This window comes from Sphingomonas morindae, from assembly GCF_023822065.1.
In the GTDB taxonomy this organism is placed as follows: Bacteria; Pseudomonadota; Alphaproteobacteria; order Sphingomonadales; family Sphingomonadaceae; genus Solisphingomonas; species Solisphingomonas morindae.
The window spans coordinates 1,774,986-1,793,373 of the sequence record NZ_CP084930.1 but is presented as its reverse complement, the minus strand read 5'-3'; the positions used below and the strand labels follow the sequence as shown (position 1 = coordinate 1,793,373).

At 71.1% G+C, this 18,388-nt stretch carries 16 protein-coding genes; 13 read left to right on the top strand and 3 right to left on the bottom strand.

The genetic code is table 11. From position 1 onward, the window contains the following. From LHA26_RS08670 to LHA26_RS08655, 4 genes are all read left to right on the top strand, one after another. Positions 1 to 3,138 carry an efflux RND transporter permease subunit gene (locus LHA26_RS08670; protein ID WP_252165230.1) on the top strand — a complete coding sequence of 1,046 codons (3,138 nt, stop codon included), beginning with the start codon at positions 1 to 3 and terminating at the stop codon, positions 3,136 to 3,138. Positions 3,139 to 3,171: 33 nt separating this feature from the next. Then, complete coding sequence (locus LHA26_RS08665) at positions 3,172 to 4,449, top strand: DUF445 domain-containing protein (RefSeq protein ID WP_437441194.1); 1,278 nt, start codon at positions 3,172 to 3,174, stop codon at positions 4,447 to 4,449. A gap of 80 nt (positions 4,450 to 4,529) precedes the next feature. Beyond that, positions 4,530 to 5,561, top strand: a complete 1,032-nt coding sequence (locus LHA26_RS08660; RefSeq protein WP_252165229.1) for a glucokinase — start codon at positions 4,530 to 4,532, stop codon at positions 5,559 to 5,561. A gap of 24 nt (positions 5,562 to 5,585) precedes the next feature. Next, positions 5,586 to 6,005, top strand: a complete 420-nt coding sequence (locus LHA26_RS08655) for a CopD family protein (RefSeq protein WP_252165228.1) — start codon at positions 5,586 to 5,588, stop codon at positions 6,003 to 6,005. Here the strand turns inward: LHA26_RS08655 and murA are convergent, their stop codons facing one another. Further along, entirely contained in the window at positions 6,006 to 7,289 is a 1,284-nt protein-coding gene (gene murA, locus LHA26_RS08650) for a UDP-N-acetylglucosamine 1-carboxyvinyltransferase (RefSeq protein ID WP_252165227.1), read from the bottom strand. Between the two features lie 108 nt (positions 7,290 to 7,397). Between murA and LHA26_RS08645 the strand changes: the two genes are divergently transcribed. Together LHA26_RS08645 and LHA26_RS08640 are read left to right on the top strand one after the other, a co-directional pair. Beyond that, a complete protein-coding gene (locus LHA26_RS08645; protein WP_367890710.1) occupies positions 7,398 to 8,168 on the top strand; it encodes a Crp/Fnr family transcriptional regulator in 771 nt (256 codons plus the stop codon). A gap of 37 nt (positions 8,169 to 8,205) precedes the next feature. Continuing rightward, positions 8,206 to 8,934, top strand: coding sequence for an extensin-like domain-containing protein (locus LHA26_RS08640; protein ID WP_252165225.1), 729 nt, complete (start codon positions 8,206 to 8,208; stop codon positions 8,932 to 8,934). Positions 8,935 to 8,952: 18 nt separating this feature from the next. Here the strand turns inward: LHA26_RS08640 and LHA26_RS08635 are convergent, their stop codons facing one another. Both LHA26_RS08635 and LHA26_RS08630 read right to left on the bottom strand, forming a co-directional pair. Beyond that, positions 8,953 to 9,501, bottom strand: a complete 549-nt coding sequence (locus LHA26_RS08635; protein ID WP_252165224.1) for a hypothetical protein — start codon at positions 9,499 to 9,501, stop codon at positions 8,953 to 8,955. A 183-nt stretch (positions 9,502 to 9,684) separates the two neighbouring features. After that, a complete protein-coding gene (locus LHA26_RS08630) occupies positions 9,685 to 9,999 on the bottom strand; it encodes a hypothetical protein (protein ID WP_252165223.1) in 315 nt (104 codons plus the stop codon). Positions 10,000 to 10,101: 102 nt separating this feature from the next. Between LHA26_RS08630 and trmB the strand changes: the two genes are divergently transcribed. From trmB to rbfA, 7 genes are all read left to right on the top strand, one after another. After that, entirely contained in the window at positions 10,102 to 10,791 is a 690-nt protein-coding gene (gene trmB, locus LHA26_RS08625; protein ID WP_252165222.1) for a tRNA (guanine(46)-N(7))-methyltransferase TrmB, read from the top strand. Next, entirely contained in the window at positions 10,788 to 12,083 is a 1,296-nt protein-coding gene (locus LHA26_RS08620) for a chloride channel protein (protein ID WP_252165221.1), read from the top strand. Before trmB ends, LHA26_RS08620 begins: the two co-directional genes overlap by 4 nt. Before the next feature lie 127 nt (positions 12,084 to 12,210). Next, positions 12,211 to 12,735, top strand: a complete 525-nt coding sequence (rimP, locus tag LHA26_RS08615; protein ID WP_252165220.1) for a ribosome maturation protein RimP — start codon at positions 12,211 to 12,213, stop codon at positions 12,733 to 12,735. 4 nt (positions 12,736 to 12,739) lie between these two features. Then, positions 12,740 to 14,368: a transcription termination factor NusA gene (nusA, locus tag LHA26_RS08610; RefSeq protein WP_252165219.1), complete on the top strand. Its 1,629-nt coding sequence runs from the start codon at positions 12,740 to 12,742 to the stop codon at positions 14,366 to 14,368. Then, a complete protein-coding gene (locus tag LHA26_RS08605) occupies positions 14,355 to 15,086 on the top strand; it encodes a DUF448 domain-containing protein (RefSeq protein ID WP_252165218.1) in 732 nt (243 codons plus the stop codon). The genes nusA and LHA26_RS08605 overlap by 14 nt, the downstream gene beginning before the upstream one ends. Before the next feature lie 46 nt (positions 15,087 to 15,132). Further along, a complete protein-coding gene (gene infB, locus LHA26_RS08600; protein WP_252165217.1) occupies positions 15,133 to 17,868 on the top strand; it encodes a translation initiation factor IF-2 in 2,736 nt (911 codons plus the stop codon). Between the two features lie 58 nt (positions 17,869 to 17,926). Continuing rightward, entirely contained in the window at positions 17,927 to 18,352 is a 426-nt protein-coding gene (gene rbfA / locus LHA26_RS08595; protein WP_252165216.1) for a 30S ribosome-binding factor RbfA, read from the top strand. Positions 18,353 to 18,388 lie beyond the last annotated feature (36 nt).

Sequence of the window (18,388 nt, the reverse complement as noted above, 5' to 3'; positions counted from 1 at the left end):
ATGCGCAACATCTCGTCCTGGTCGATCCGCAACCCGATCGTCGCGCTGGTGCTGTTCGCGGCACTGACGCTGGCCGGGCTGATCGCCTTCATGCGGCTCGACGTGAACCAGAATCCGGAGATCAGCTTTCCGGGCGTGGTGGTCACCGTGTCGCAGCCGGGGGCGGCGCCGGTCGAGCTTGAGAATCAGGTGACGCAGCGCGTCGAGGCGGCGGTCCGCAATCTCGAGGGGGTGGAGGAGATCAGTTCCACCGTCACCGAGGGCGATTCCGAAACCTTCGTGATGTTCACGCTGGACACGCCCGTCGATCGCGCCACCACCGATGTCCGCGACGCGATCGCGCAGATCCGCTCGCAGCTGCCGCAGGACATCATCGATCCGCATATCGCGCGCGCCCAGGTGAATGGCGATGCCATCGCGCGCTTCTCGGTCGAGGCGACCGACATGACGCTGGAGCAGCTCTCCTGGTATGTCTCCAACACCGTCGCGCGGCGGCTGCTGGCGATCGAGGGCATGCAGCGGGTGCAGACCTTCGGCGGCGTGAAGCGCGAGATCCGCGTGCTGCTGGATCCGGCGCGGATGCAGGCCTTCGGGCTCACCGCCTCGCAGGTCAACCAGCAGCTCAGCCTGCTCAACCTCAACGCCGCCGGCGGCCGCGCCGAGATCGCCGGATCCGAACAGGCGGTGCGGATCGTCGGCAATGCGTCGGATGCCTTCACGCTCAGCCAGATGCAGCTTTCGCTGCCGGGCGGCGGCTCGGTGAAGCTGGCCGATATCGCGACCGTGCGCGATCTCTATGGCGAGCGGCGCGACTTCGCCAAGATGAACGGCAAGCCGACCGTCGCCTTCGGCATGTTCCGCGCGCGCGGCGCCTCGGATGTCGCCATCTACCAGCAGGCGCTGAAAGTGCTGGCGGAGATCGAGAAGGAGGATCCGCGCATCCACTTCATCAAGCGCTCGGCGAGCGTCGACTATACGATCAAGCAATATGACGGCGCGATGCGCTCGATCGTCGAGGGCGCGATCCTGGCGGTGATCGTGGTCTTCTTCTTCCTGCGCGACAAGCGCGCCACGCTCATCTCCGCGCTCGCCATCCCGCTGTCGGCCATCCCCACCTTCTGGCTGATGTCGCTGATGGGCTTCACGCTCAACTTCATGACGCTGCTCGCGCTGAGCCTGGTCTCCGGCGTGCTGGTGGACGATGCGATCGTCGAGATCGAGAATATCGTCCGCCACATGCGCATGGGCAAAAGCCCGTACCAGGCCGCGATCGACGCCGCCGACGAGATCGGCCTCGCCGTGGTGGCCACCACCTTCTCGATCGTCGCGGTGTTCCTGCCGGTCGGCCTGATGCCGGGCATCGCCGGGCAGTTCTTCAAGAATTTCGGCCTCACCATCGTCGTGGCGGTGCTGATGAGCCTGCTCGTGGCGCGGCTCGTCACGCCGATGGTGGCGGCCTATTTCCTGAAGAGCCAGGGCCATCAGGCGCATGGCGGCGGCCGCGTGCTGGATGCCTATCGCCGGCTGCTCGCCTGGTCGCTCGATACCAGCCGCGCGCATGCGATGAAGGCGCGCGGCCGCGCCGGCCGCTGGTTCGCCTGGACGCGCGACCATCGCGTGTGGATGATGGGCGTGGCGGTGCTGGCGCTGATCGGCACCGGCATCGCCTTCGCCACGCTGCCCTTCACCTTCCAGCCGCCGCTCGATGTCGACACCAGCCGCGTCCAGATCGAACTCGCGCCGGGCACCACCTTGGCCGAGACGGAGCGCGTCACCGATCGCATCGCCGCCGTGCTGCGCGCCCAGCCCGAGGTCACCACCGCGGTCGAGTTCATCAATGTCGGCAATTCCGAGATCGCGATGACGCTGAGCGAGCATCGCCGCCGCAGCTCGACCGAATTCGAGCGCGAGCTGGCGCCGCTGCTCAACCGCACGCCCGACGCGCGGGTCAGCTTCGAGAGCCAGAATGGCAGCAGCGACAGCAATCGCGACGTGTCGGTGATGCTGGCGGGCGACGATCCCGCGCGCATCACCGCCGCCGCGCTCCAGCTGGCCGACCAGATGAAGACGCTGCCCAAGCTGCGCGCGCCGCGCATCGAGGGCGGGCTGCCGCGGCCCGAGATCACGATCCGGCCGCGGCTCGATCTCGCCGCGCAGCTGGGCGTGACCACCGCCGCGCTCTCCTCCGCCATCCGCATCGCCACCATCGGCGACATCGATCAGAACGCCGCCAAATTCTCCCTGTCCGACCGGCAGATCCCGATCCGCGTGGTGCTTTCGGAAAATAGCCGCCAGGATCTCGCCACGATCCAGAACCTGCCGGTGCCCACCAGCACCGGCGGCACCGTGCCGCTCGGCGTGGTGGCGGATATCGGCTTCGGCGCCGGTCCTTCGGAGATCAAGCGCTACAATCAGGAGCGCCGCGTGGTGGTGAGCGCCGATCTCGCGCCGGGCGGCATCGCCGGCGAGGAGCGCGCCAAGATCATGGCGCTGCCGATCATGAAGCATCTGCCCGAAGGCGTGCACTTCGCCGCCTCGGGCGAGGCCAAATGGCAGGGCGAGATGGTGACCAACTTCATCATCGCGCTGATCAGCGGCATCTTCCTCGTCTTCTCGGTGCTGGTGCTGCTGTATCGCCGCGTGCTGCCGCCGCTCGTCAATCTCGGCTCGCTGGCGCTGGCGCCGCTGGGCGGGCTGATCGCGCTCCACGTCGCGGGCATGGCGGTGTCGCTGCCGGTGCTGATCGGCCTGCTGATGCTGCTCGGCATCGTCGCCAAGAACTCGATCCTGCTGATCGATTTCGCGATCGAGGAGATCCGCCACGGCGTGCCGCGCGACGAGGCGATCATCGATGCCGGGCACAAGCGCGCCCAACCGATCGTGATGACGACGGTGGCGATGGCGGCGGGCATGATGCCGACCGCGCTGTCGCTGGGCGGCGACGGCTCGTGGAACCAGCCCATGGCGGTGATGGTGATCGGCGGCCTGATCCTCTCCACCGTGCTGACGCTGCTGATCGTGCCGGCCGCCTTCAGCCTGGCCGATGGCTTCGAGCGGCGGCTGGGGCCCAAGCTCGGCCGCTGGTTCACCAATGGCGGCCCCGGCGGCGCCCAGCCGGTGCCGCACGCGGCGGAATGAACCGGGGGCGGGCGCGCCGCGTATAAGCGGGGCATGAGCATCGCCCCGCCCCGCCCCGCCGCCGCGCGCGCGCCCGATCCCGCCCGCCCGATGCGCCGCTTCGCCGCGGCGCTGCTGCTGGCGATGGCGAGCCTGTTCCTCGTCGCGCGGCAGCTCATGCCGCTGCATCCCGGCTGGGGCTATGTGCGCGCCTTCGCCGAGGCCGCGATGGTGGGCGGGCTGGCGGACTGGTTCGCGGTCACCGCGCTGTTCCGCCATCCGCTCGGCCTGCCCATCCCGCACACCGCCATCATTCCGCGCAACAAGGATCGGATCGGCGACAGCCTCGCCACCTTCCTGCGCGACAATTTCCTGGTGCCGGCGGTGGTGGCGCGGCGGATGCGGCGGCTCGATCTCGCGGGCGCCGCCGGCCGCTTCCTCTCCGGGCCGCAGGCGGGCGCGGGCAGCGATCGGTCGCGGCTGCGCGCCGGCGCCTCGCGGCTGATCGCGGACATGGTGGCCGCGCTCGATGGCGAGCGGCTGGGCGGCATGATCCGCGTGGCGGCGGCGCAGAAGCTGCAGGCGCTCGATGTCGCGCCGATGCTCGGCCAGGCGCTGGGCGCGGCGATCGATCGGGATCGACATGTCGCGCTGCTGGACGCGGGGATCGAGTGGCTCAACCGCGTGCTCGCCGCGCACGAGGAGACGCTGCGCGCGATGATCTCCGCGCGCGCGGGCGCGGTGCTGCGCTGGACCGGGCTGGACGAGACGCTGGGCGACAAGATCGTCGGCGGCCTCTACGCCTTGCTCGCCGAAGTGGCCGCCGATCCCGCCCATCCGCTTCGCGACAAGGCCTCGGAGGGGCTGGTCGATCTGGCGCGGCGGCTGCGCGAGGATCCGGTGCTGCAGGCGCGCGTCAACGCGATGAAGGACGAGCTGATCGCCAGCCCCGCCGTCGCCGCCTGGCTGGAAGGTCTGTGGGGCAGCGCGCGCGGGGCGCTGCTGCGCGGCGCGCGCGATCCCGAGGCGGCGATGGCGGGGCGGCTGGGCGAGCTGCTCGGCCAGCTCGGCCATGCGCTGCGCACCGAGCCGCGGCTCGCGCGCACCATCAACCTGTTCGCGCGGCGCGCCACGGTGGGCGTCGCGGCCGCCTATGGCGACGGCATTGTCCGGCTCGTCTCGGATACGGTGCGCGGCTGGGATGCCAAGACGGTGACCGGCCGGCTGGAACAGGCGGTCGGCCGCGATCTCCAATATATCCGCGTAAATGGCACGCTGGTGGGCGGGCTGGTCGGCTTGCTGCTCCACCTGATCGATGCCGTTCTACGCTAAGCTTCGGATAATATTGCCATTCCACAAGCTTAGCTTAAGCTCTCCGCGATAAAGCGCGTGTCAACACGCCAGGAGAGACGATGGACCAGGAGGAGAAGGCGGCCGCGGCCGCGCGCGTGGCGCTGGTCGCCGATGTCGGGCGGCTGGCGCTGCGGATCGGGCTGACCGACGCCGCCGGCCGGCTCAAGACGGAGAGCGTCCGCAGCTATGATCCGGTGAGCCAGCCGACCGTGTCCGGCGCGATCAGCAGCTTCGCGCGCGATGCCGGCCTGGATCATCTGCCGCGCCGGCTGGCGGTGGCGGTCTCGGGCATGCCGCGCGGCGACACCATCACCGTCACCCATGGCCGCTGGCGCGTCTCGCGCTCGGGCCTCACCGCCATGCTGCAGGCGCCGCCGCTGATCCTCAACGATTTCGCCGCCAATGCCTGGGCGATCGGCGAGCGCGGCACGATGGGCCGGCTGGAGGCGCTGGCCGGGCCCGCCGCCCAGCCGCACGGGCCGGGCGCCTTTTGCGTGATCGGCATCGGCAACGGGCTGGGCGTGGCGCTGCTCACCCGCGACGAGCATGGCATCGCCAATGTCGTGCCCACCGAGGCCGGCCATAGCGGCTTCCCCGCGGGGCTGAAGGCGCTGGATCCGCTGATCGAGAAATTGGGCGCGCGGCTCGGCTACGCCACCGCCGAGACGATCCTGTCCGGCCCCGGCCTGGTCGCGCTGCACGCCTGTCTGGCGCAGATGAAGGGCGCGCCCACCCCCGTCGCTGAAGCGCGCGAGACGGTACGGCTGGGCCTGTCCGCGCGCGATCCGATCGCGGTCGAGGCGCTGGGCCTGTTCGTCCGCGCGCTCTGGCATTTCGCGGGCAATATGGTGCTGGCGCTCGGCGCCTGGGACGGGGTGATCCTGACGGGCAGCATCCCGGCCGAGCTGCGGCCGCTGCTCTCTGTGCCCGATCTCGGCCGCGCCTTCGCGTTGGAAGGCCCCTATAAGCGCCAATTGGGCGAGACGCCGCGCGCGCTCGTCACCTTCCCCCATGCCGCGCTGGAAGGCGCCGCGGCGGCGCTGCTGGTGGAGGATGCGCGTCGCGCGGTGGGACGCGCGCTGGCGGTATAGCGCGCGCAGGCGTAGGGACGGGGCATGAACTATGCCGCGCTGCTGCTGCTCCATCTGCTCGCCGTCGCCGCCTTCATCAGCGGCCTCTTCCTGCTCGCCCTCTCGCTTCCTGGGCTGAACCGCGCGCTGCCGCTGGACGACGCCCGCCAGGCGGAGCTGCGGCGGCTGCGGCGCTGGACGCTGTTCGTCACCAGCCCGGCGCTGCTGCTGGTGTGGGCGGCGGGCCTCGGCATGGCGCTGGAGGCGGGCTGGTTCGTGATGCTGTGGCTGAAGCTGAAGGTGGCGCTGGTGGTGGGGCTGAGCGCGCTGCACGGCCTGCTGCTCGGCGCCGCGCGGCGGATCGCGGCGGGCCGTCCCGCCCGGCCGGGGCTGCTGCGCGCCGCGCCCTGGCTGATCGCCGCCGCCAGCCTGATCATCCTCGTGCTGGTGACGGCGAAGCCCTGATCAGCCATCCGCCTCGCGCAGGATGTCGGCGCCGACGGCGGACAATTTCTCCTCCAGCCGCTCATAGCCGCGATCGAGATGATAGACGCGGTGGACCCGCGTCTCGCCGCTCGCGGCGAGGCCCGCGAGCACCAGGCTCATCGAGGCGCGCAGATCGGTGGCCATCACCTCGGCGCCGGTCAGACCCGGCACGCCGCGCACCACCGCCACCCGGCCGCGCGTCTGGATATCGGCACCCATCCGCGCCAGTTCGGGCACGTGCATATAGCGGTTCTCGAAGATCGTCTCGGTGAGCACCGAGGCGCCATCGGCCAGCGCCAGCATCGCCATGAACTGCGCCTGCATATCGGTAGGGAATCCGGGATAGGGCGCGGTGGAGAGGGTGAGCGGGCGGATCGGTCCGTCCGCCGCAACCGACACGCCATCCGCCGTGGTCTCGACCGCGAGGCCGGCCTCGCGCAGCGCGGCGAGGATCGCCGTCATGTCCGCCTCGCGCGCGCCGACAAGCTCCAGCGCGCCGCCGGTGATCGCCGCCGCGCAGGCATAGCTGCCCGCCTCGATGCGATCGGGCATGACCTGGTAATCGGCGCCGTGCAGCGTCGGCCGGCCATGCACGACGAGGCGCGCGCTGCCGATGCCCTCGATCTCGGAGCCCATCGCCACCAGGCAGCGGCAGAGATCGACGATCTCGGGCTCGCGCGCGGCATTGTCGATCACCGTCTCGCCCTGGGCGAGCGCGGCCGCCATCAGCGCATTCTCGGTCGCGCCGACCGAGACGATGGGAAAGCTGATCTGGCCGCCGCGCAGCCCGCCATCGGGCGCGATCGCGCGGACATAGCCGGCGGTCTGCTCCAGCGTCGCGCCGAGCGCCTCGATCGCGCGGAGATGCAGGTCGATCGGGCGGTTGCCGATCGCGCAGCCGCCGGGCAGCGACACGGTCGCCTCGCCGGCGCGCGCCAGAGTGGGGCCGAGCACCAGGATCGAGGCGCGCATCTTGCGCACGAAATCATAGGGCGCGGTGGTGGAGCTGAGGCGCGGCGCGGTCAGCGTCATCGCCCGGCCAAATTCCTCCGGGCTGCCGCCGGCGATCGTGGTCGATACGCCCATGCCGTTCAGAAGATGGCCAAAGCCATCCACGTCGGCGAGCCGCGGCAGGTTGCGCAGGGTGAGCGGCTGATCGGTCAGCAGCGCGCAGGGGAGCAGCGTAAGTGCCGCATTCTTGGCGCCCGAAATCGGCAGGCGCCCCGACAGGCGGCGACCGCCGCGAATGACTATCCGGTCCATCTGCGGGGCCTTAGCCGATCCCGCCGACGCTGCAAATGCGCGCTGGATAGGGGGTTACCCGCAACTTGATCGTGATTAGCGCGTCCCGGACCGATTTGCGCCAGAGACGTGCAAGCGAAGCAAGGGCTTGCAGGAGGATTGGTGGATCAGGGCAGTCTTGCGGAGCGGTTGGGCAGATACCTCCCGCTCGGGGAGGCGGAGCGTCGCGCCTTGGCTGCGCTGGAGGAAGGCGAGCGCACGGTCGCACGCGGTGCTGTTTTGCGCGCGGAGCAAGCCGTAGCCCGGGAATTTTACGTAGTACGCAAGGGCTGGCTTTATAGTTCTGTCATGCTGCCCGAAGGCAATCGCCAAATTCTCGGGTTTCATCTTCCCGGAGATCTGGCCGGCGATGCCGCCCTGCCGTGGAGCCACGCGCCCTTCTCGCTCACCGCCGCCACCGAAGTCACCGTGCGCGTCGTCGATCGCACCAGCCTGCGCGGCCTGTTCGAGCGCCATCCCCGGCTCGCGCTGTCGCTCCACGCGCTCGCCCAGGTGGAACGGACGGCGCTGGCGGAACGACTCGCCTCGGTCGGCCGCAGCTCGGCCATGTCGCGCGTGGCGGCGCTGCTCGTGGATCTGTGGCGGCGGCTGGCGCGCGCCAAGCTGATCCCGCCCGAAGGGGTGATCCTGCCGCTGACGCAGGAGGAGATCGGCGATGCCGTCGGCCTCACCGCCGTGCACGTCAACCGCATGATGCGGCGGCTCGTGGAGACCGGCCTGATCGCGCGCGACGGCATGCGGCTGCGCGTGCTCAACGAGGCCGGCCTCGCGCGCATCGGCAATGTCGGCGGGCGCGAGGGCACGCCCGATTTCGGCTGGCTGCCGGCGACGGCGGGCTGAGCGGAGCCAAGCCGCCGCTCGCGCGTCTCGCGCGGGGATGAGACCGCGCACGCTGCTCCTGCTGCTCGCCTGGCTGCTTCTGGGTGGCGCGCTGCTGCTCGGCCTGTTCGCGCTCGGCCGGCGCCGGCCGCAGGATCTGCCCTGGACGCGCCTCGATCTCGCCGCGCCGATCGGCCTCTTCACCGGCCGCAAGCTGACGGCGCTGGGCGGCGATCCCGCGCTCTGCCGGGCGCTGCTGGCGCGTGCGGGCCTTGCCGATCGCGCCGCGCCGCCGCTTCATGGCCCCGGCCAGTGCGGCTATGCCGATGGCGAGCGGCTTCTTCCCGGGGGCGCGGGCACGATCGCCTATCGCCCCGCCGGGCTGACCACGCGCTGCGCCGTCGCCGCCGGGCTGGCGGTGTGGGAATGGGAGGTGGTGCAGCCGGCCGCGATCCGCCTGTTCGGACAGACGGTGCGCCGCGTGGATCATTTCGGCAGCTATAATTGCCGGCGCATCGCCGGGGTGGATCGCGGCTGGAGCGAACATGCCACCGGCAATGCGGTGGACGTGGCGGGCTTCGAGCTGGCCGACGGGCGCCGGATCAGCGTGGCGCGCGACTGGGCGCGAACGCGCAGCCCGGAAGCGGCCTTTCTGCGGGCGACGCGGGATGGCGCGTGCCGGCTGTTCGCGACGGTGCTGTCACCGGACTATAACGCCGCGCATCACGATCATCTGCATCTCGATCAGGCGGCGCGCGGCGCGGCGGGGTGGCGCGCGTGCCGCTGATCGGATCGATCGCGCGGATCAGTGGGCGAGACGGGTATCCACCTTCTCGACCCATTCGGGGAAGAAGCTGGGCTCGCGCGCCGACCAGCCGGCCGCCGTCGCCGCCGCCTCGCTGATCGACTGGAGCAGCTTGCGCCGCCGATCGGGATGGAGGTGCGGCAGCGCCGCGGCGGCGCAGAAGGCGCCGGGCAGCCAGGGCCGCACCGAGGCGCCGAGCAGCCGCTCATAGAGGAAGCGATAGGCGCCGAAGCTGCACAGCCGATCCTGCCCCAGATCGAAGGCGGAGACGGTGACGAGCGGCGCCATGAAGGGCTCCACCGCTTCCAGGCCGCTATCGTCCGGGATGATCGCGCGCAGGCCGGACAGCCGGCCGTAGATCTTGGTCTGCGCGCGGATGCTCGCGGCCTCCACGACATCGCGCGACCAGCGGCCGAGCGGATCCTCGCGTTCCAGTCCAATATCCAGCGAGCGGCGGATATACCGCTGCGTGCCGGCGGGGAAGGAGGCGAACTCCTTCATCTCCGCCAAGGTCATGGCCCCATCGGCCGGTCGTGATTGCGTGCCCATTGCCCAATCCCCACCATCTGAGGACACAGACTAGCGCCGATGGACTTACCGGCCGCTTAATGGTCCCCGTCCTCGACTAAGATGGAAGCATGGATCGTGCTGCGACGCAACATGCGTGCGAGGCACCGGTGCGGCAGGAGACGAATATTGCGGCGGCGCCACAGCGGCGCCGCCGCCGCGCGCTCACTGCGTGCGGGCGCGCTCGGCCTCCTCGTCATAGCCCGAGGAGGGGGCGGGATCGGAATGGCCGGGCCGGGTCGAGGAGGGCACGTCCGAGCCGGGGAAGCTCTCGTCGATGCCGATATCGAGCTTGGCGTCGGGATCGGCGGGATCCTGCGCCTCCGGGGTCACGCTCTCGGCGTCGAGCGCCTCGCGCACCTCGGGCGTCGCGGGCGCGCCGGCCTCGGCGTCGGCGTCGGCGGGCTCCGGCGGCGCGACCGAGATTCCGTCCAGGGCCTGCTTCTCTTCGGGCGACATGTCGATCGGGGTGGCGGTCATAAATCTCTCCACAGCTTCGCGCGGAGAACGACAGGCCCGGCGCGGCGTTCCGGCGGCGGCTAAGGGGTGCACAGCCGCGCCGCACGCGGTAAGGGCTTGCCCGTGACCGATCCCTTGACCATCCGCCGGCTCTACGGACGCCGCCAGGGCCATCCGCTGCGCGCCGGCCAGGCTGAGCTTGTCGAAAGCCTGCTGCCGCGCCTCGCCATTCCCGCCGAGGGGCCGCTCGACGCGGCGCGCCTGTTCGGCGCGGACCGGCCGCTGGCGCTGGAAATCGGCTTCGGCAAGGGCGAGCATCTCGGCCAGCAGGCGGCCTGGGCGCCGGGCACGGGCTTTATCGGCTGCGAACCCTTTCTCGATGGCATGGTCGGCGCGTGCATGCAGGTGCGCGATCGCGGCCTCGCCAATGTCCGGCTGCATCTCGGCGACGCGCTCGACGTGCTGGAGCGGCTGCCCGATGCCAGCCTCGATCGGGCCTGGCTGCTCCACCCCGATCCCTGGCCCAAGGCCCGCCACGCCAAGCGCCGCTTCATGAATGCGGGGCCGATCGGGCTGCTCGCGGCCAAGCTCAAGCCGGGCGGCGAGTTCCGCTTCGGCACGGATCATCCCATTTACTGCCGCTGGGCGATGATGGTGATGGCGGCGCGGCCCGAATTCCGCTGGGAGGCCGAGACGCCGCGCGATTTCCTGGTCCGCCCCGACGACTGGCCCGAAACCCGCTACGAGGCCAAGGCGCGCGCCAAGGGGCATGAGGTCTGGTATTTCCGCTACCGGCGGGTCGCGCCGCGATGAGCAAGAAGCTGATCCCGCCGGTGCGCGTGCTGGCGCGCCATCATGGGCCGATCCTGCGGCGCCGCGTCGCGACGCTGACCGGCGCGATCGCGCTGGGGCTGGCGGCATTGCTGTTCGCGGCCCTGGCCGATCAGGCCAATCGCCTGTTCCTGCTCGGCTATCGCGCGGCCTGGTGGGCACCGCTGCTGGCCACGCCGCTGGGCTTCGCGGCGATCGTCGCGGCCACCCGGCGGCTGGCGCCGGATGCGCGCGGCTCGGGCATTCCGCAGATCATGGCGGCGCGCGCCAATCCGCTGGCGGCGCTGCGCTCGCTCACCGCCGCGCGGACCGCCATCGTCAAATTCGTGGCGACGGTGGCGGCGCTGCTGGTCGGCGCCTCGGTCGGTCGCGAGGGGCCGACGGTGCAGATCTCGGCGACGATCATGGCCTATGCGCATCGGCTGCTGAAGGTGCCGATCACCGCCTCGGTGATGGTGGCGGGCGGCGCCGCCGGCGTGGCGGCGGCGTTCAACACGCCGCTCGCCGGCGTCACCTTCGCGATCGAGGAGCTGGCCGCCGCCTATGAGCAGAAGATGACGCTGCTGGTGATGACGGCGGTGCTCATCTCGGGCATGGTCAGCCTCGGCCTTGCCGGCGACTATGTCTATTTCGGCGCGGTGACGGATACGCTGCCGCTGCGCCAGGCGCTGGTGCTGGTGCCCGTGGCGGGCGTGCTGGGCGGGCTGATCGGCGGAGGCTTTTCGCGGGCGATGCTGGGCTTTGGCCGCACCCCGCTGCTGGCGGCGGCGCGGCGGCGGCCGGTTTTGCTGGCGCTGGTGGCCGGGCTGATCGTGGCGGTGCTGGGCTGCGCGACCGGACTGACCTGGGGCACCAGCTACGAGCCGGCCCGGCTCATCATCCTCGGCGCCGACGCGCCCTGGTGGTTTGGCCCGGCCAAGCTCGCGGCGACGCTGGCGACGGCGGTTTCGGGCCTTCCCGGCGGCATCTTCGCGCCCTCGCTCGCCACCGGCGCGGGGCTTGCCGATCTGCTGCGCCCGCTCTTCCCCGGGCTGCCCGCGGGTCCGGTGGTGCTGCTCGGCATGGTCGCCTATTTCACCGGCGTGGTGCGCGCGCCGCTCACCGCCGTGGTGATCCTGTCCGAGGCGACCGCCAGCCGCGGCCTTTTGCTGCCGCTGCTGGCGAGCGCGCTGGTGGCCGACGCCGCCGCCGGGCTGGTCTGTCGCGAGCGGCTCTATCACGGCCTGGCGCGCGGTTTCCTGCCCCCCTCCGAACCGGCGCCGCTTGCGGGTTGAAGCGGAGCCGCGAACGCGATATATCCCGCCTGCCTTCTCGACATTGGAAACTTTGCCGAGGCTGGTCTCCTCCGGGGCCGGCTGCAGGCGCTCATGGTTTTCGACAGCGAAGAGACAGCACCACCCGATGGCCGATATCGCCGCCCTTACCCGCCTGATCGAGCCCGAGGCCGAAGCGCTCGGGCTTGCGCTGGTGCGGGTCGCCCTGTTCGGCGGCAAGTCGGATCCGACCCTGCAGGTGATGGCCGAGCGCCCCGATACGCGCCAGCTCGACCTTGCCGATTGCGAGGCGCTGTCGCGCCGCCTGTCCGAAGTGCTCGACGCGGCCGATCCGATCGAGGAGGCCTATCGGCTCGAGGTGTCCTCCCCCGGGATCGACCGCCCGCTGACCCGCGCGCAGGATTTCGCCGACTGGGCGGGCTTCGACGCGCGCATCCGGCTTGCCGAACCGATCGAGGGGCGCAAGCAGCTGGATGGCCGCATTCTCGGCATCAGCGATGGCATCGTCACCGTCGAACTCGCCAAGGGGGGCGCGTTCGCGTTTCCCTACACCGCTCTCGCGTCCGCCAAGCTGCTCTTGACCGACGCGCTCATCAAGGCCACCGCGCCGCTTTCCACCGAAGGCGCGGACAGCATCGTCAAGGAAGGATAAGCCCGTGGCCACCGCCATTTCCGCCAACAAGGCCGAGCTGCTCGCGATCGCCGATTCGGTGGCGCGCGAGAAGCTGATCGATCGCGAGATCGTGATCGAGGCGATGGAGGATGCCATCCAGCGCGCCGCCAAGACGCGGTACGGCGCCGAGAACGACATCCGCGCCAAGATCGACCCGCGCAGCGGCGATCTGCGGCTGTGGCGCGTGGTCGAGGTGGTCGAGCAGGTCGAGAATTACTTCACCCAGATCTCGCCCGCGGATGCCGAAAAGCTCCAGAAGGGCGCGCAGATCGGCGACTTTATCGTCGATCCGCTGCCGCCGATCGAGTTCGGCCGCATCCAGGCCCAGGCCTCCAAGCAGATCATCTTCCAGAAGGTGCGCGACGCCGAGCGCGAGCGCCAATATGCCGAGTTCAAGGATCGCGCCGGCGAGATCATCACCGGCGTGGTGAAGCGCGTCGAGTTCGGCCATGTCGTGGTCGATCTCGGCCGCGCCGAGGGCGTGATCCGGCGCGACCAGCAGATCCCGCGCGAGGTGGTGCGCGTGGGCGACCGCATCCGCTCGCTGATCCTCAAGGTGGCGCGCGAGGTGCGCGGGCCGCAGATCTTCCTCAGCCGCGCCCATCCCGATTTCATGAAGAAGCTGTTCGCGCAGGAAGTGCCCGAGATCTACGACGGTGTGATCGAGATCAAGGCCGCCGCGCGCGATCCGGGCAGCCGCGCCAAGATCGGCGTCATCAGCCGCGACAGCTCGATCGATCCGGTCGGCGCCTGTGTCGGCATGAAGGGCAGCCGCGTGCAGGCGGTGGTCCAGGAGATGCAAGGCGAGAAGATCGACATCATCCCCTGGTCGCCCGATGTCGCCACCTTCGTGGTCAACGCGCTCCAGCCCGCCCATGTCGCCCGCGTCGTGATCGACGAGGATGACGAGCGGATCGAGGTGGTGGTGCCCGACGATCAGCTGAGCCTGGCGATCGGCCGGCGCGGCCAGAATGTCCGCCTCGCCAGCCAGCTCACCGGCAAGGCGATCGACATTCTCACCGAGGCCGATGCCTCGGAGAAGCGGCAGAAGGAATTCGTCGAGCGCTCGGCGATGTTCGAGGCCGAGCTGGACGTGGACGAGACGCTGGCGCAGCTGCTCGTCGCCGAGGGCTTCGGCACGCTCGAGGAGGTCGCCTATGTCGACTCCGCCGAGCTGTCGACGATCGAGGGCTTTGACGAGGATCTCGCGGCCGAGCTGCAGAGCCGCGCGCAGGAGGCGCTCGACCGCAAGGAGGCCGCCAATCGCGAGGAGCGCAGCGCGCTCGGCGTCGAGGATGCCCTGCTCGAGCTTCCCTATATGACGGAGGCGATGCTCGTCACGCTCGGCAAGGCGGGGATCCGCACGCTCGACGATATCGGCGATCTCGCCACGGACGAGCTGGTCGCCAAGCGCAAGGCGGAACCGCGCCGGCGCGGCGAGGCCGGGCCGCGCACCCAGCGCAGCGAGGACAAGGGCGGCGTGCTCGCCGATTATGGGCTGAGCGAGGATCAGGGCAACGAGATCATCATGGCCGCGCGCACCGCGGCCGGCTGGTTCGCCGATGCGCCCGACGAGACCGGGGAGGTCGCGTCCGCGGATGGCGAGCAATGAGACCGCGCCGGGCCTGACCGCCAGCGCGCCGACCGGCGACGCGGCCGATGCCGCGTCCGCCGGCGCCGAGCGCACCTGCATCCTCTCCGGCGCCCAGGCGCCGCGCGATCAGCTGATCCGGCTCGCCATCTCGCCGGACGGGCTGGTGCTGCCCGATCCGCGCGCCAAGGCGCCGGGACGCGGCGCATGGCTGGGCGTGGACCGCGCGACGCTGGACGCCGCCCAGGCCAAGGGCCGGCTGCGCGGCGCCCTCGCCCGCGCCTTCAAGGGCAAGCCGCTGACCGTGCCCGAGGATCTGGGCGCGCGCATCGCCACGGCGCTGGAGCGCGCCTTTCTCGATCGGCTCGGGCTCGAGGCCCGGGCCGGCCAGCTGCTGACCGGATCGGACCGGATCGAGGATGCCGCGCGCCGCGGGCGCGTGGCGCTGCTGCTCCATGCCGCCGATGCCGGCGCGGATGGCAACAGGCGGCTCGATCAGGCCTGGCGCGCCGGCCGCGACGAGGCGGGAAGTGGCGCGCGGGGGCTGGTAGTTCCACTGAAGCGCACCATATTGGCGATGGCACTTGGCCGCGAGAATGTGGTACATGTCGCCATCGTCGACCGAGCGGCCGCGAAACGCGTGACAGACGCGCTCGCCCGCTGGCTTGCGTTTATCGGACGGGAGGGTGAGGCCGCCCCGCGCGAAGACAACGCGGGGGCGACAGCCTCGCCTCTATGATTTTCGGCTTGGCCGCCGACCTTATGCTGGGGATTTGAGTAGTCGAATGAGCGATCAGGATAAGCCGAAACTGGGTACGCGCGCGCCGCTGGGTCTGAAGCGCACGGTGGAGACGGGCAAGGTGAAGCAGAGCTTCAGCCATGGTCGCTCCAACACCGTGATCGTGGAGACCAAGCGTTCCCGTGTGCTGCGCCGCCCCGGCGAGGCCGAGCCCCAGCCTGCCGGCCGCGCGCCCGAGCCGGCGCCGGAGGCGGTTGCCGCGCCCGCGCCCGCGCCGGCCCCCGCCCCCGCGCCGACGCCCGCCCCGATCGCCGCGACGCCGGCGCCGGCGCCGCGCCCCGATCCCGCGCCGGCCCCCGCCGCCGCGACTTCGGCGCCGGCGCCCGCACCCGCCTCCGCGCCGGCCCCGCGCGCGCCTCAGCCCGTCGCCGCCGCGCCGCGCCCCCAGGCCGCGCCGCGCCCCGCCGTGCGCGATGGCCGTCCGCTTTCGCCGCTCGAGCGGCGCGAGATGCAGGAGCGGCTGCTCCGCGAGGCCGAGGAAGCGCGCATGACCGCGCTGGAAGAGGCGCGCCGCCGCGAGGAGCGCGCCAAGGCCGAGGCGAGCGAGGAGGAGCGCCGCCGCGCCGAGGATAATCGCCGCGCCGAGGAAGAGGCCCGCGAGGCCGCCGCCCGCGCGGTCGAGGAGGAGGCGCGCCGCGCCGCCGAGGAGGCCGCGCGCCCCGCGCCGGCGCCCGAGCCCGTGCTCGAGACGGCCAGCGCCGCCGCCGCGCCCGAGGCGCGCGCGCCGGGCGGCAGCACCATGCCGCCGCCGCGCCGCTTCACGCCCGTCGCGCCGCCCAAGCGTCCCGAGCCCGCCAAGCCGGCGAGCCGCGGCCGTCCCGGCGATGATCGCCGCCAGTCCGGCAAGCTCACCGTCACCCGCGCGCTCGACGACGAGGGTGGCGCCCGCGCGCGCAGCCTCGCCGCGCTGAAGCGCGCCCGCGAGAAAGACAAGCGCGCCCACCAGCCCGGCGGGCCCCAGGCCAAGCAGGTGCGCGACGTGGTGGTGCCCGAGGCGATCACCGTCGCCGAACTCGCCAACCGCATGGCCGAGCGCGGCGCCGATCTCGTCAAGGCGCTCTTCAAGATGGGCATGCCCGTCACGCTCACCCAGACGATCGATCAGGATACGGCGGAGCTGCTCGTCACCGAGTTCGGCCACAACCTGAAGCGCGTGAGCGAGAGCGACGTGGATATCGTCGCGTCCGACGATGTCGATCCGCAGGAAAAGCTGCTGCCGCGCGCGCCGGTCGTCACGATCATGGGCCATGTCGATCACGGCAAGACCTCGCTGCTCGACGCGCTGCGGGGCACCGATGTCGCCGCCGGCGAGGCGGGCGGCATCACCCAGCATATCGGCGCCTATCAGGTGCAGGTCCGCTCGGGCGACAAGATCACCTTCCTCGACACGCCGGGCCACGAGGCCTTCAGCGACATGCGGGCGCGCGGCGCCAACATCACCGATATCGTGGTGATCGTGGTCGCCGCCGATGACGGCATCCGCCCGCAGTCGATCGAGGCGATCAACCACACCAAGGCGGCCGGCGTGCCGATGATCGTGGCGATCAACAAGGTCGACAAGCCCGGCGGCAATCCCCAGCGGGTGCGCGAGGCGCTGCTGCAATATGACGTCCAGGTCGAGAGCATGGGCGGCGATGTGCAGGAGGTCGAGGTGTCGGCGCTGAAGCGCACGGGCCTGGACGAGCTGATCGACAAGATCCTGCTCCAGGCCGAGCTGCTCGAGCTGACCGCCAATCCCGACCGCGCCGCCGAAGGCACGGTGGTGGAGGCGCAGCTCGATAAGGGTCGCGGCCCGGTGGCGACGGTGCTGGTGCGCCGCGGCACGCTGCGCGTGGGCGACATCTTCGTGGTCGGCGCCGAGAGCGGCAAGGTCCGCGCGATGATCGACGACAAGGGCAAGCAGGTGAAGCTCGCCACGCCTTCGATGCCGGTGGAGCTGCTCGGCCTGTCGGGCGTGCCCGGCGCGGGCGATCCGCTGACGGTGGTGGAGAACGAGGCGCGCGCCCGCGAGGTCGCCGCCTATCGCGCCAGCGTCATCCAGCGCAAGCGCACCACCAACACGCCGGCTTCGCTGGAAAGCATGTTCTCGCAGCTGCGCGAGAAGCAGGCGGCCCAATATCCGGTGGTGGTCAAGGCCGATACGCAAGGCTCGGTCGAGGCGATCGTCGGCTCGCTCAACAAGATCTCCACCGATCAGATACAGGTGCGCATCCTGCACGCGGGCGTCGGCGGCATCACCGAGAGCGATGTCTCGCTGGCGGCGGCGTCCAAGGCGCCGATCATCGGCTTCAACGTCCGCGCCAATGCCAAGGCGCGCGAGATCGCGACGCGCGATCAGGTGGCGCTCAAATATTACGACGTCATCTATGATCTGCTCGACGAGATCCGCGCCGCCATGGCCGGCCAGCTCGGCCCGGAGGCGATCGAGCATGTCGTCGGCCGCGCCGAGGTCCGCGAGGTCTTCTCGGCGGGCAAGCACGGCAAGGCGGCCGGTCTGCTGGTGGTCGAGGGCTATATCCGCAAGGCGCTGCGGGCGCGCATCACCCGCGAGGATGTCATCATCTACAATGGCGCGATCGCCTCGCTGCGGCGCTTCAAGGACGATGTCCCCGAAGTCCGCGCGGGCCTCGAGTGCGGCGTGACCTTCGAGAGCCACACCGACATCAAGCCGGGCGACTTCCTCGAGACGTTCGAGGTCGAGATGCGCGAGCGGACGCTCTGAGCCGGTTCGGGCCGGCGCCCCGCGGCGCCGGCCCCCACGCGCGCACGGGAAGGGTGCGATGAAGCATAATGACAGCGGCGAGGGCCGCTCGGTCCGGCTGTTGCGGGTCGGCGAGCAGGTGCGCCACATTCTCTCCGACGTGCTGATGCGCGGCGACGTGCATGACGAGGTGCTGGCGAGCCATAGCGTCTCGGTGACCGAGGTGCGCATGTCGCCCGATCTCAAGCACGCCACCGTTTTCGTGAAGCCGCTGCTGGCGCGCGACGAGGCGGCGGTGCTGAAGGCGCTGCGCACCAACACCGCCTATCTCCAGCGCGAGGTGGCGCGGCGCGTGAACCTGAAATTCGCCGCGAAGCTCAAGTTCCTCGCGGACGAGAGCTTCGAGGAGGGCAGCCATATCGACGCGCTGCTGCGGCGCCCGGACGTGGCCCGCGATCTCGATGCGGACGACGCGGCGGCCGGGGAGCCGGACGCGCGCGGCTGACCGCGCGGGCTGGACAGGGCCCGGCTTTTCCGCTGT

Excerpts from the sequence above, each read along its gene's own strand:
- LHA26_RS08630 (WP_252165223.1), bottom strand. The coding sequence starts at position 9,999 with ATGACCGCCACCCCGATCGACATGTCGCCCGAAGAGAAGCAGGCCCTG.
- LHA26_RS08670 (WP_252165230.1), top strand. The coding sequence starts at position 1 with ATGCGCAACATCTCGTCCTGGTCGATCCGCAACCCGATCGTCGCGCTG.
- murA (WP_252165227.1), bottom strand. The coding sequence starts at position 7,289 with ATGGACCGGATAGTCATTCGCGGCGGTCGCCGCCTGTCGGGGCGCCTG.
- LHA26_RS08635 (WP_252165224.1), bottom strand. The coding sequence starts at position 9,501 with ATGGGCACGCAATCACGACCGGCCGATGGGGCCATGACCTTGGCGGAG.
- LHA26_RS08665 (WP_437441194.1), top strand. The coding sequence starts at position 3,172 with ATGAGCATCGCCCCGCCCCGCCCCGCCGCCGCGCGCGCGCCCGATCCC.
- infB (WP_252165217.1), top strand. The coding sequence starts at position 15,133 with ATGAGCGATCAGGATAAGCCGAAACTGGGTACGCGCGCGCCGCTGGGT.
- LHA26_RS08605 (WP_252165218.1), top strand. The coding sequence starts at position 14,355 with ATGGCGAGCAATGAGACCGCGCCGGGCCTGACCGCCAGCGCGCCGACC.
- rbfA (WP_252165216.1), top strand. The coding sequence starts at position 17,927 with ATGAAGCATAATGACAGCGGCGAGGGCCGCTCGGTCCGGCTGTTGCGG.
- LHA26_RS08655 (WP_252165228.1), top strand. The coding sequence starts at position 5,586 with ATGAACTATGCCGCGCTGCTGCTGCTCCATCTGCTCGCCGTCGCCGCC.
- LHA26_RS08640 (WP_252165225.1), top strand. The coding sequence starts at position 8,206 with ATGAGACCGCGCACGCTGCTCCTGCTGCTCGCCTGGCTGCTTCTGGGT.
- rimP (WP_252165220.1), top strand. The coding sequence starts at position 12,211 with ATGGCCGATATCGCCGCCCTTACCCGCCTGATCGAGCCCGAGGCCGAA.
- LHA26_RS08660 (WP_252165229.1), top strand. The coding sequence starts at position 4,530 with ATGGACCAGGAGGAGAAGGCGGCCGCGGCCGCGCGCGTGGCGCTGGTC.
- LHA26_RS08620 (WP_252165221.1), top strand. The coding sequence starts at position 10,788 with ATGAGCAAGAAGCTGATCCCGCCGGTGCGCGTGCTGGCGCGCCATCAT.